Origin of the sequence: Johnsonella ignava ATCC 51276 (assembly GCF_000235445.1) — a bacterium.
GTDB lineage: Bacteria > Bacillota > Clostridia > Lachnospirales > Lachnospiraceae > Johnsonella > Johnsonella ignava.
The window spans coordinates 208,473-221,775 of the sequence record NZ_JH378832.1; the positions used below are offsets into that span (position 1 = coordinate 208,473).

The 13,303-nt window shown below is 36.5% G+C and carries 14 protein-coding genes; all 14 read right to left on the bottom strand.

The genetic code is table 11. From position 1 onward, the window contains the following. Positions 1–13 precede the first annotated feature (13 nt). Positions 14–562: an ATP synthase F1 subunit delta gene (atpH, locus tag HMPREF9333_RS06770; protein ID WP_005540867.1), complete on the bottom strand. Its 549-nt coding sequence runs from the start codon at positions 560–562 to the stop codon at positions 14–16. Next, a complete protein-coding gene (gene atpF, locus HMPREF9333_RS06775) occupies positions 550–1,143 on the bottom strand; it encodes a F0F1 ATP synthase subunit B (protein WP_005540869.1) in 594 nt (197 codons plus the stop codon). Before atpF ends, atpH begins: the two co-directional genes overlap by 13 nt. Positions 1,144–1,408: 265 nt before the next feature. Continuing rightward, the gene (gene atpE, locus HMPREF9333_RS06780) at positions 1,409–1,663 is read right to left on the bottom strand and encodes an ATP synthase F0 subunit C (RefSeq protein WP_005540871.1); all 255 of its coding nucleotides are present in this window, start codon (positions 1,661–1,663) and stop codon (positions 1,409–1,411) included. Between the two features lie 187 nt (positions 1,664–1,850). Beyond that, positions 1,851–2,573, bottom strand: coding sequence for a F0F1 ATP synthase subunit A (gene atpB, locus HMPREF9333_RS06785; RefSeq protein WP_050798118.1), 723 nt, complete (start codon positions 2,571–2,573; stop codon positions 1,851–1,853). An 80-nt stretch (positions 2,574–2,653) separates the two neighbouring features. Then, complete coding sequence (locus HMPREF9333_RS06790) at positions 2,654–3,064, bottom strand: hypothetical protein (protein ID WP_005540875.1); 411 nt, start codon at positions 3,062–3,064, stop codon at positions 2,654–2,656. A gap of 19 nt (positions 3,065–3,083) precedes the next feature. Next, on the bottom strand, positions 3,084–3,395 hold the full coding sequence (locus HMPREF9333_RS12575; RefSeq protein ID WP_005540876.1) for an AtpZ/AtpI family protein: 312 nt from the start codon (positions 3,393–3,395) through the stop codon (positions 3,084–3,086). A gap of 312 nt (positions 3,396–3,707) precedes the next feature. Further along, entirely contained in the window at positions 3,708–6,611 is a 2,904-nt protein-coding gene (locus tag HMPREF9333_RS06800; RefSeq protein ID WP_040882469.1) for a Spy0128 family protein, read from the bottom strand. Between the two features lie 30 nt (positions 6,612–6,641). Then, complete coding sequence (locus tag HMPREF9333_RS06805) at positions 6,642–7,817, bottom strand: ABC transporter substrate-binding protein (RefSeq protein ID WP_005540879.1); 1,176 nt, start codon at positions 7,815–7,817, stop codon at positions 6,642–6,644. Between the two features lie 12 nt (positions 7,818–7,829). Next, positions 7,830–8,381 (bottom strand): pilus assembly protein TadG-related protein, encoded by a 552-nt coding sequence (locus HMPREF9333_RS06810; RefSeq protein WP_169311759.1) that lies wholly within the window; start codon positions 8,379–8,381, stop codon positions 7,830–7,832. A 26-nt stretch (positions 8,382–8,407) separates the two neighbouring features. Next, a complete protein-coding gene (locus HMPREF9333_RS06815; RefSeq protein ID WP_005540883.1) occupies positions 8,408–8,977 on the bottom strand; it encodes a TadE family protein in 570 nt (189 codons plus the stop codon). Between the two features lie 52 nt (positions 8,978–9,029). Next, complete coding sequence (locus HMPREF9333_RS06820) at positions 9,030–9,527, bottom strand: TadE/TadG family type IV pilus assembly protein (protein ID WP_005540885.1); 498 nt, start codon at positions 9,525–9,527, stop codon at positions 9,030–9,032. A gap of 11 nt (positions 9,528–9,538) precedes the next feature. Next, positions 9,539–11,977, bottom strand: a complete 2,439-nt coding sequence (locus HMPREF9333_RS06825; protein ID WP_005540886.1) for a hypothetical protein — start codon at positions 11,975–11,977, stop codon at positions 9,539–9,541. 25 nt (positions 11,978–12,002) lie between these two features. After that, on the bottom strand, positions 12,003–12,347 hold the full coding sequence (locus tag HMPREF9333_RS06830; RefSeq protein WP_005540888.1) for a DUF192 domain-containing protein: 345 nt from the start codon (positions 12,345–12,347) through the stop codon (positions 12,003–12,005). Between the two features lie 34 nt (positions 12,348–12,381). Continuing rightward, complete coding sequence (locus HMPREF9333_RS06835) at positions 12,382–13,302, bottom strand: type II secretion system F family protein (RefSeq protein WP_005540890.1); 921 nt, start codon at positions 13,300–13,302, stop codon at positions 12,382–12,384. Position 13,303: the final 1 nt, after the last annotated feature.

The window sequence follows — 13,303 nt, forward strand, 5'->3', positions numbered from 1 at the left end:
TTCCTTTTAGATTCTATGTCATGTGTATGCCTGTAAGCTTCCTTTTTATATCATTCAGCCTTGTTTTTATGCTTGAATCGACAATTCTGTCATTTATTCGTATCACCATTCCGCCCATAAGACTTTCATCAATACTGTAATGCATCTCAAAACTTGTATAGTCAGTAGTTGCAAGAAGTTTTTCTTCAATGGCTTTTTTTTGTTCAAACTCAAGCTCACAGGCTGAACTCACATATGCTACACCTATTTTTTTATACTCTTTTACCGTTTTTATAAAATAATCAAATATAACCGTAAACTCAGACTGTCTGCTTTTTTCAATTACGGTTACTAAAAAGGCAATGATATCCTCTGACAGCTGCTCTTTAAAAACAGCCTTTACAGTGTCAATCTTTTCCTCTATGCTTATCTTAGGAGAGTCAAAAAACCTTTTTAAAACACTGTTTTGTTCAAATACCTGTTTTAAAAACAATATTTCTTCATAAACAGTATCTATGCTGCTTTTTTCATATGCAGTGGCAAAAAGTGCATCGCCGTATACCTTTGATATCAGCCTTGCCATGTTCCTTCACCCATTTCCTTTAAAGTATTTGCTATAAGCTCCGCATGCATTTTTTTATCAATTGACAACGCAATGGCTTTCTGTGCCATAAGTGCAGATATACTTACTATCTCCTGCTTTGCATCATCAAGAGCTTTTCTTTTCTCAAGCTCTATCTCTTTTGATGCTCTCTGGGTGATCCTTGCAGCTTCTGCCCGTGCATTATTTATTATCTCTTCTTCTTTAGCCTTTGCCTTTTTCCTTGCATCTTCAAGTATACGATCAGCTTCAATGCGTATATCCTTGATTTTTGCCTCATATTCCGCTTTTAATTCACCGGCAGATTTTAATTTAGATGCCGCCTCATCAAGTTCACCGGCAATGCGTTCCCTACGTTTTTTAAGAAAATCTCTTACCGGATTAAAAAGCAGGTAGGAAAGCAGAAAGTAAAGAACAAGAACACTTATAGCTGTAAAAGCCGCATCTGCCAAAAACTGGAGATCAAATTCAATAAGTCTGCTTATCCCACCTCCATCTGACTGTACAATTGCGGCAGGCAGAGAAAAAAGACCATGTTCTACTAATTGATTTAAATAATTCAAAGTCCCGTCTTCCTTCCTTATGTCCTATATTGCTTTAATGCCGGGATTGCCGGCACTAAAATTTATATAATGTAAATTTATGATACAAGTGTCAAAAGTATAAAAATTCGATGCAATTGCTTGCAAGAGAATCTATTATCTTTTGGCAAAAAATATGAGTAAGTAGCCATTTTTTATAAAAAAATGAGCGAATTACGAATATTTTTGCAAGGATTGCGAGAAGCAAAAGCCGCAGCAATCCTGTATCAAACTTTAATAAATTATTTTATTTAAAGGGTTTTACAAACATAAGGATCATAGCTACAAGAAGACCGTAAAGACCGGTTGTTTCAGCAACTGCCTGTCCTAAAAGCATAGTCTGTGTAATATCAGCCTTTGCACCCGGGTTTCGTCCGACTGCAGCTGCACCATGACCCGCTGCAATACCCTGTCCTACTCCAGGTCCTATACCTGCTATCATAGCAAGCCCTGCACCTATTGCAGAACAGCCATATATAAAATCACGTCCTGTTAAATTCATAAATATAATCCTCCTAGTATTAAATATTGCGTTCATAAACGCTTTTATATTAATCAGCGGACAATTAAAAAAGTCAATAAACCGCTGCATAATACCAATATCTGTAACAATGACATATCAGCTGCAACAGCAAATACATCTTATTATAAAAACCAGATTTGCACACCTGATTATTGTAACTATCTATTTATTCGAGCTTATCACCTATATAAACCATTGTAAGCATACAAAATACATAGGTCTGTATGCATCCCGAAAATACATCGCAATATATATGCAAAAATGCAGGCAATCCTATTTTAAGGAGTATTGGCATCATACCATACCAAAGACCAAGCATAATAACGCCCGAAAGTAAATTCGCAAACAAACGCAATGATATAGACAGCGGATTTGCAAACTCTCCTATAATATTTATAGGGAAAAGCAGCGGCAAAGGTTCAAAAAGTGAAGTAAAATGCTTAAGTTTTCTATTTTTAAGCCCTTGATACTGTACTATTATAAATGTAAATATACCTAAAAGAAAAGTAACGCCATAGTCCGCAGTAGGGTTCCTCATACCTAAAAGTCCGCTCAGATTACTTAAGAGTATAAACAGAAAAATTGTACCTATATAGTTTATGAACCTGTATGCATTATCTCCAAGTACACCCTGTGTCATGCCCTCAAGTCCTTCTACCATAATCTCAAGTATATTCTGAAACGGTCCCGGAACATCGGATGCATTAAGTATCGTCTTTCTGGCAAATATGGCAAAAACTATCAGTATGATGCACACTACCCATGTTGATACTGTGGTTGTTGTAATCCAGATTTCTTTTCCCATCAAGCTGAACTTATATACACCATGTATCATAAAATCTGCACCGCTTTCAGTCAGCATTAGCGGAGCCAAATGTTCAAAAACCATACTTTTTCCTCCTCGTATTATTCTTCTAAATAAATAATAAAAGCCTTTATAAATCATTTCATAATAGATTACTTTATAAATTACTTTTTATTATATTTTTTATTTAACATATTTGAAAAAAACGGCTGCATATAAACACCCGGCTTTAATCCTAAAAGTGCAGATATCATAGCCGCAATATTAACATAACTGCTTTTCCAAAATATAACGGCTGCCGCAATTATAATAATCCTTCTTGCAAACATATGTATTATTGTTTTATTTCTTGCATAATTTTCATTTGTACTTGCAACCGCATCTTCAGCTGTAAGTCCCATATCTATTAAAACTGCAAAGCACATTACAGTTCCTACGGCAGTTCCTGCTAAAAGTGATGATCTGGTATATCCGATCATATCGGAAAATATTATAAAAACAACTGATAAAATAAGTTCATACAGTATAATCCCTATACTGATTTCCAAAATCGTCTTTTTTAATAATCTGCCCATACTATGATTATATCCTTTGTCAGTCTTTAAAAATACGGCTCTTTATTTTAGGAACATGTACTTCCTCTTGTTTATCCGAAGCATTTTTCTGTGCGGTATACTCCAGATTTTGCTCCTCTTTTTTCAGCAACAACAGATAATTTTTTACAAGTCTATATGCCGAATTTATGCCGGCGGCAATACCTATTATGACCAATGGTAAAGTTAGTACGGTATTAAACTTTCTGTCAATCCATGTTCCTAAAAAAGTACATAAAAGTACAGGCGTAATTACCGTAAAACCTAATTGTGATACCAATGCAAGACTTCTTAATATCTCTTTTTTATACAAAATATCACCATTTTACTTCAAAAACTTATATAATATATATAGCTCTTTTATCGGCAATATCTATTTTATAATATAACAAATATAAAATTTAATATGCCGGTTCACTAATTATATCCGCATATTTGCATTTTGTCCAGTATTGATATATTAAAAAAGAAGTATACAGTACAAATATATTTAAGACCGTATACTCCTTTTTTGTATTTAAATTCTATTGCTTAACAATACTTTGGCTTCAAAATAATACATCTTAGAATACTTTGAACTCAAAATATATAACAGTTTAGAAAAATTTATCTAAAGAAGCCGCTGTTAATCTCTGACTCCCTTGATCTTATATGTATTTATAAATGTAGGATCACTGATCGGATTGCCGCTATCATCAAGGTATTCAACATCAACCTTAAGTCTTAATAAGTCAGCCGGATCTTTATCTACATGTACCTTAATCGTATATACCGTAGTATCAAATGTTATGTAAGGATATTCACTATCCAGTACATTAACAGAATCCCTATTAGAAAGCTCTTTTACCTTGTATTCAAAATCTCCCACCTCGCCGAAGCTCTTGTTAAACAATATATCACCTGCCGAACCGACATCTGCCGAACCTCCATTTGTTGTTCTGTCGATCTCATTACCGTTGTCATCTAAAAGCACAAAAGTAAACATTCCACTACTTAAATTCATACCCTTGGTGATCTTTTTAAGCTTTATGCTTGCAGACTCGGGGCTATACCGGAAAGTATTTGTAAATTCATTTGAATTTGCATAATTTACAGCTGCGCTAAGCTCTCCATTAACATCAGTTACATCTACAGTTATTATTGCCGTATTTGTAGCATACATTATATTCGGATTGCTCGGGTTGGGCAATACCTCGTTAATCTTATATACATAATGCCCTTCAGCCTCTATGGTTATAGGATTAAATTTAATATCTCCTGAAGCATCATTGCCCACAGTGGAAGGATTTGGAAGCGGTCCGCTATACTGACCGGCTTCTCCGGATGACATTCTGAACTGGAAGTCATTAGCCTGCAATGGCACAGGACTGCCAACCAGTATCTTTTTAGCATCTAACCTCACTTCAACCGGTTTTGCCTTATACTCATTTGTAAAGGTATTGCCTCCGTCTTCTGTACTGTATGAAAAGTCTTTTACAACAAGCCTTCTGCCATCCCAATCAGTAGTTACTTTCACAGTCAAAACATGCTCATCATATGTCATACCCGGCATCTTAGGCTGCGGTATAACCTCTTTTACTCTGTAAATAAACTCACCCGGGCTGTTATATCCTAACATCCTAAACTTAACTTTACCGGAAGCATCGTTCTTTGCAGTTTCAATCAGAGTTTCAACCTCTTGTCCGCCCGCATCCTTGGTTACTGAGAAAAGATCAAAGCTGAACATATCAGCCTCAAGAGTTTTTGAGCCCTGAAGTACCTTATTAACCTCTATCTGCTGATTTGCAGGTATGTCCTCAGGTGTTGTATTTCCCAGGTTAACCTGTAATACAGGTTTATTATATGTTTTTTCAGCATGCTTTCCGCCTGCAAAATCATAGCTTAAAACCGCATTATTATTTGAATAGAATCCCGGCTTACCGGCACTTGTTGTATTTCCTACATAGTCGGTTTCAACATCACCTGTATGCGGATAGCTTTTAGTTGCCGCATAATCTGCAACTGCCTTTGCACTCGGATTTACATTAAATGAAAATACATAGCGAGAACTTGGCATTGTATTTACTTTAAGTTTTGCCTTTATCGTCTTTGAGCCGGCATCATATGAAAGAGTATACTCACTTCCCTGTGTCATCGTGTAGGTCTGACCATTTGTTATTCTTACAAGTTTAGCTTCTCCTGCATATGTTGCGTATTCTGATAAAGTATCTTTTATTTCCAGATTGGATAAAGAATTGCCAACCTTTGATAAAAATCTGCTGAATGTCTTATTAAGCTGATCGGCATCCACCGACTGCACCATAAACTTTTCTTTTCTGGTATTAATATACTGTGTAACAGTCTGAAGTGTTGAAGCCGCTCCTTTATTACCACCTATAAACACTGAAAAGAACCTGTCAACCTGAGGGAAGCTTTTTGCGGAATGAAGTGCATACGCCAGTGCTATATCTGCCGCCTTATCATATCCGAAGGCAGTTACAGCAGGTTTAGCACCTGTAGGCTCACCATCACTTAAAAAGAATATAACACTTTCTCTGCTGGGGTCGGTAATCTTTCTGATTTCAGTGCCTGCTTTTGCAAGAGCATCATAGTAATTTGTTCCTCCACCCTGCACACCATGCATTGCCGGTAATTTCAAATTTCTTACAATGTTTTCAAGACTAGCTTTATTACCTGAATTTGTAATAAGCACATCTACATCTGTATGAAAGGATATAATTGATATCCTGTTATGTGGGTTTTGCGTAAGCGGTCCAAGCGAAGACATAACCGTCTTCTTCATTTGCTCAAGCCTTGAAGCACCTGAAAACGCCGCATTCATTGAATTACTAACGTCAAGTACAAATATTATATCTTTATTAGTCTCAGCCGCCTGAGATTCAGTATTTACATCAAGATAAATCCTATAATCATTCTCCCCCCTGAGTGCTGTATCAGGATTGTTGCCGCCGTCTCCCAGATAGTCTATCTGTTTTTTATATGAAGGATTCGGATCCGGAGCTTCCGGTAAAGCATCAATGTCAGGATTATATCTGAACTTTAAAGTAACTGTTGCTGAACCGTTATCATTTATTATTCTTGCCCAGTTAGGCGGTGTAGTAGCTACAGTAGCCTTACCTTTATCATTATATGTATAACTTGTCAGGTTGTTGTCAAACTGCATTCCCGCAAAACTTAGATGTTCATCAGTACTTGATAAACTCCTAAATATAAACAACCTTTCATTTCCACTCATCCATGGAAATGAAATTGTGGTTGTTGCACCATTACGAACCTGAATAGTCCTGCTTTGAGGATTCTTAGGTATGTAAGGCTGCCTTCCCGGCCATGTCGCATAGGTATCATACATTTCACCGACCTTTAATACCTCATATGAAAATGTACGGTTACCGACACCGGCTTCAGACGCATTTATTATTTCAGTCTTTATAGTGAGATTTATAGCATTATCTGCATATGCATTACTATAAAACACTGCAGAAAAAAGTGTCAAAAGCATAAGCAATATACAGCTTTTCAATTTATTCATAAAATTACCTCCTTTTACCAGCTCTGTGGTTTATTTGTTTTTGCTGTCTTTAAGACCATTTATAAAATCCTCATATTTCACTTCTTCATTAGAAGAAAACAGGCTGTCAAAAAATACTTTGCACTGTTGCGCATCGCTTTGTGATATTCTGTCAAAAAACGTTACAGCTGCACCGTCAGTATATTGAAGTTCCTCATATACAGATTCCAGACTGTCCTTAACATTAATTCCCCTTATTGCAGGAAGTGAATTTGTCTTATCACTTATATATTTTTGAGCATCATTTGACAGCAAAAATGTTATAAAGTCCTTTGCCTCTTTAGTTTTCTTTGAAGAGGCGGACAATGCCACAGCAGCTGTACTGTGCCATCCCACATTCCTTGAATTATCATTGCCGGGTGCTATAAAATAACCGAATAATGTCCGATCCAATTTTTCCGCATCGGCAGAACTTCCGGGTATCATAGCAATGCTCCCGCTCTTAAAAAATTCAACTAAAGCCGCATGATCCTTTGGACTGTCTTCCCTTGCAGGAATGTCTTCAATCATCATACGTGCCATGCTTTCAATATCATATATGCCCGAATTAAGCTGTCCGTCGGCATCAACTGCTCCTTTAAAACCGCCGGGTGCATTAAGTGTAAAACCGTCTGCAAAATACAATGTATCATACTGCCCGGAAGAATTAACGGAAAATGCCATCGGCTTGATCCCCTCCTCTTTAAATATTGTAAAGAGACTTTCAAATGAACTGAGCGTTTCAGGCTTTGGAACTCCTGAAAGAGAAAATTTCGCCTGATTGTAATATATAAGAGAGACATTTCCGCTTAAAGGCAGTGAGTATTGTATACCGTCTTTATCTGAAAGAAGCAGATAATCAATGGTTCTTTCTTCAGGAAGCCCGCCTATATCTGATAATTTTTTTGAAAGCCCAAGTGTCTGTGCCTCATTAAAGCTAAGACCTGAAATTATATCAGCTTTATCTGCCTGATTAACACCTTCGCCCTCATTATAGGTTCTAATTTCGACCGACACATTAGGTTTATTTGATTTGTACATATCTGCAAGAGCATCATACATATCCTTTTCATCAGCCTTACAATATACAAGCAGTGCAGATGAAGTAGTACCTTTATTCGCACAAGATGTGATAAATGATAAGGCAGCTATCATAAAACACAGTGCAATTAGTCCTTTTTTTATCACTATATGTTCTCCTTACCATTTAGAAGGTTTGTCCCCGGGTACAAAGGTATAACTTCCGGGTGCACTTCCTTTATATGAGCCATTATATGTTGTTGCATTTGCTGCAGGTCTCCATATTCGGCTAATCCCTTCATTTTGAGAATCTCCGTATACTTCTTCACCTGACGTATCGGCATGCAACCCGACATCTCTTATGCCAAACAGTCTAAGGAAATAACAATCCTGCCTTGTCTCAAGTACTGCTTTAGTCCTTATTTTTCTTGAATTATCTGCACTTTCATATTCCTGAAAATATAGAGTAAGCGTTCCATTGAAGTTATTTCTGGACAGATTTTCCGATAAAACATTATAGCTGGTAGCACCCGGATTATCTGCATATCTTATCATATCCGCATTATCAAGCTTATCGGCTTTTACCATCTGACATAAATTTTCCAATTCATTTCGCTTCATATATATCATGCCTAAATCAACCGCCAGACCGATAAAACCGGTCAAAACAACTATTGAAAAGGCAAATATTATAATTATATTTCCATCTTCCTTGTTAAAAATTTTCTTCAAAAAATGCCTCATGCCTATCTCCTCACTTATTCCGTGCGCTGCAATTCGGCAACAGTTCTCTCACTATTAAGACTCTTTCTTATAGTGAGTGTATCGCCAAAAAATGTCTTTCCAAAAAATGTCAAAGGAACCACACGATACTCAATATCTGCCCTAATCTTCATATATCTTGTATCTTTTCTTGCCGTAGTATATTCCTGTGCCTTATAGCTCGGCACATCAAAGCTTGTTTCTTTGTTTTCAGCCTCAACCACAGCATTTGTAACTATAAGATTACTTGGTTTAAAACCCCACAGGCTACTTTGCTTTATAGAGTTTTTTATTGCATTCTCTACAACTAAACCGCTGTAAACTTTTCTATCAACACCCTGCTGCATGTACACCATATTATCAACAAGCTGACTGGAATTAACAAGATCTTTTTCACCGATTTCCCAACTTGCATGTGCATATCCTTGATTAAACACACTGCTTTGATATGCAACCCACGAAAAATCAATAATTGCCAGCATAATTGCTAAAAATATGGGGAAAACTAAAGCAAATTCTACAATTCCCTGACCCTTCTCTTTTTTAATTAGTTTTTTTATATCCATAACTATATTCTCCTAATCTCTTCAGCCGGTTACAAGTTTATCTTAAATGCGGCTAATTCCCCTTTACATATACATCTCTTTCAAATACTTTTGAACGAACTGTAAATGTATTGCCTAAAAATTTTTCACCAAATAAAGTAATCGGCCGCATAGTATATGAAAGCTGGACTGACACCTTGTTCTTAACATATCGACTCGGGCGTGCTTCAAACTGATCCGAAAATGCTACTCCTGAAGCACTTCTATCACTTGAATATACATAATATGTATATGGTTCGTCTATATCTCCGCTATTTAAAAAATCTATTCTTATATTATTTACATCCAGCTTATCACTAAATGTTCTATTCATAGTTGCCCTGATATCACTTTCCCCCTGTCCGGAGGTCAATGTTGCCAGACTTTCAGATGCTGCCGTATTTAAAAGCATCTTTGTTCGTATATATCTGTAATACTCCATAGCCGGCAAAAACATAAGCAAAAGTATAGGAAATACAAGTGCAAATTCAACAACTGACTGCCCGAGCTCACATTTTAAAAACTTCTTCATTACATCCTCCTTTACACATTTTCTCTATTTTCTCCCGATATTTTCTCCATATCAAGTTTATCTATAAGTTCTTTAGCCTTTAAATAAGCTTCATTATACATGCTTATCTCATCTGAAATATCAATATTTTTTTCAGGACCTTTCTTTGTTTCTTTTATATCCTTAAAATCTCCGGTATTTGCAGATAAAGAAGCTACCTTTGAGGATGTATCGGCAGAAACCGGCATTCTCCTGAGACGTTCTATCTCTCTTTCAAGTCTCTGGTTCTCCTTTACAACATGCTCATATTGTGCAGTAAGCAGATTCAATGAGTCTGCTAATTCGACATTATGCAGCCTTAATGATGTAAGCTCCGCAACAGTCTTATTTATAGTTTCTCTATCCTGCATGGATCTTTCAACATAAGCCTGGACCCCCTCTGACTGCGTTTTCATATGTGCCATGATTTTCTGTACAGTATCCTTAAGAGAAGTTATTATATGCTTTGCCTGCTCGCAGTCCTGTCTTAAAATAAGATTTTCCTTTTCCTGCTCCTGATAATGCTGCAGCAAAAGCTCCTTTTCTTTAAGTGAAGCCTCAAGAGATTCTATCTGAGTTAAGCTTTTATTATAATTCTGATAAAGAGATTCTATCTTTGACTCTATTTCTTCTCTTCCTTTTATCTGAACCTCAAATCTTTTATTTGATTCAATAAGCTGCTGTTCTTTTTCTTCGGCAGCTATACGGAATTTTTCTTTTTCCTGTACCAACTCATCATGTTTAGCACGAAGTTCTTCATTAAGTTTATTATTATTCTTTATTTCTTCCTGAAGCTGTTCGTACAGCTTCTGAACATTGCTTTTTTCCTTTTCAACTCTCTGAAGTGACTGTGCAAGTCTATTTTCCCTTTCTTCCATCATGAATTTCAGATCCGCTTTTTCCTGAAGCATATGATCCTGCTGCACATGAAGCTGTTCAGTAAGCATCTGATTTTTGCTTATCTCTTTTTGAAGTTCTTCATAAAAATCCCTGACATCTGAATGTTCTTTTTTAAGCCTGTTTTCCAGCTCATTTATATTCATTTCTCTTTTGTCAAGTTTACTCTCAAGCATAGACATCGCAGCTTCTTTTTTCTTCAGTTCCGCCTCTAAAGCATAAATGCCGTCGGACTTGCTTTTCAGCTCATTCTCAAGAGTATAAACATCTTCAGCTCTTTTCTTTAATTCATCCTCATACTCGGGTGTAAATATATTCTTTTTTGCACTTGCCTCAGAAATTTCCAACACTTCCTGTTGTTTTTTAGTAAGCTCATCCTTAAGTGATAATATCTGTTCCTCTTTCTTTTTTATATCATTTTCAAAGGATACCATATCATCTTTCTTTTTACTCAGCTCATTTTCAAAATCTTCTATCTGCTGTTCCTTCGTATGCAGTATATTTTCAAGTTCAGCCACCTCATCCTTTTTATCCGATAAAAGCTTCTCGAGATTTGCAATAAACTCTTCCTTCATTTTCAAGGAATCTTCCATTTCCTTTATATACTCCTTATCTTTTAAAAATGAGTCTTCCCTATCCTCTAAAGAGCCTTCTATATTTCCAATTTTATTCTCAACAGCAAGTAATTCTTTTGTCTTCTCGTCTAATTTTACCTTATATTCTGAAATCTCATCATCTTTCTGTTTTAATATATCTTCAAGTGAAGAGAGAGCCTTTTCTCTGTCGGAAAGTTCTTTATTAAGGCGTGCAATTTCTTCTTCCTGTTGTTTGTTTTTTTCTTCAAGTTCTTGAAGAATCTTATCAAATTCAGCTTGTTTAGCTGCAATCTCAGAATTGAGTTTTTCCTTGTTAAAGGAAGAACCTCCCTTTTCCTGTGCAGACCTTAAATCCGCCTCCAATTCCTCAATTCTGTTTGTCAGTGCTTCAATTTCATCCTTATAGGATTCCATCTCATCAGACAACTCACTTATATACTGTTCTTTTTCTTCAATAAGAAGCTCGTAATTTTCTCCGCTTCTGCGCATCTTTTCATAATCTTTGACCATAGTCTGAAGTCTTCTGATCTCATTATGAATCTCACCATCAAAGGATGAACCCTGGGGTTCTTCCTCATCCTTTTCCTGAAGACTCGCAAGCTGCTGTCTTGTTTCTGAGAGTTTTGTTTCGGATTCCTGGAGCTGCTGTCTGAGAACTTCACATTCTCTGATCAGCACAACCTTTTCAGCAGATATATCCTTTATCTGCTGTTCAAGCTGTAATTTAACAACCCTTGCATTCTCCTGCAAAGCCGCTATAACATCCTCGGCACTCTGCTTGGTATAACCACCTCTCATAGTGCTTCTGAGTCTGTCCGAGACATACCTTTCAGGGCTGTCATCATAGTATGAATCCATACCATAGCCTCCTCTTTCACCTGTATCCCAATCACCTGAATCCAGGTTTTCGTTTTTATTTCTCCTTTCAAACAATGCCATGGTTACACCTCTCTTAAATAGTACTTTATTTTTGTATAAATATATCTAATTTGTCCCCTTTTTCCAAAAACTCAGCCTGACCTTCGCTAAGCTCCAATACAGATTTTGTACCGGCTGTGATTTTGCCTATACTCCAAGGTTTAAGAGTCTCTTTATACAGTATAACATAATTTTTGTCTAAATACAGCACATCAATGGTAAACTTCATAAAACAGCAATGTACTGAATTGCAATGTTCAAGAAGCAACACTTTACCTTTGGGCATTTCCTTCCTAAACATCAAACCTTTTAATCTTTTCAGGAATGAATCTGCCAACTCAATATCAGCTGTGAAGTTCTTATCCCGGCATTCTACATAATTTCCTCCCATAATACACCTTCTCTTTTCTATAAAATATATATTACTAAAATCCTGTTATCAACTGAATTACGGCAGGTCCTAAAATAACTATAAGCACCACCGGCAGGATTAAAAATACAAGAGGCAAAAGTATCTTAACAGCGAGTTTCTGTGCCTGCTCTTCAACATTTTGCTTATGTGCCATCCTTATAGTATCTGCCTGTACATGAAGTATGTTCTGCAGCGAAGCACCCATCTCATCAGCCTGGAGTACGGCAGTTGTAAAGGTTTTTATTTCCAAATTATCACAACGCTCACCTAAAGCTGTTAAAGCTTCCCTCCTTGGACGACCAAGTGCCATCTCTCTTCTTGTTATATCAAATTCCTGTATTAAAACTCCCTCAGATTTTTCAACCACATAAGCAAGAGCCTGATCAAAACCCAGACCTGATGCCACACTGACACTTAACAGGTCCATAACCTCAGGAAGCTGATGATAAATTGCCTCTTTTCTTTTTTTTATCTTTCTTTTAAGAGAAAATCTGCTTAGTATTATACCTGCTGCCAAGCCGAAGATACCTGCCACCAACACACCTGATATCGACTGATTAAGCAAAAACGCAACAAGAAGTCCGGTTATACCGAAACATATAGTTGTTACCAAAACCCTTGCCGCATAAACCTGCGGGGTTACATTCATGCCTGCCTGTCTTAGCTGTTCAGTGGCATTTTCAGTGGCAACAAGACTTTTTGGTATAATCATAGAAACTATATCAAACAAGTTATTCATCATATTGCCAAAAAGTCTCTTGGTCAATGCTGTTTGTGAATAGTTTCCGTCATCATCAATTTTCTCTAAATTTTCAGCATCTTCAACCCTTTTTGCCAGCTTAAGAGTTTTTGAAAAAGCAACTGTAAGAAAGCCTTCTATAAATATATAAACCACTACTGACAGGCTTAAAGCCATTATTATCATTAGAAACATA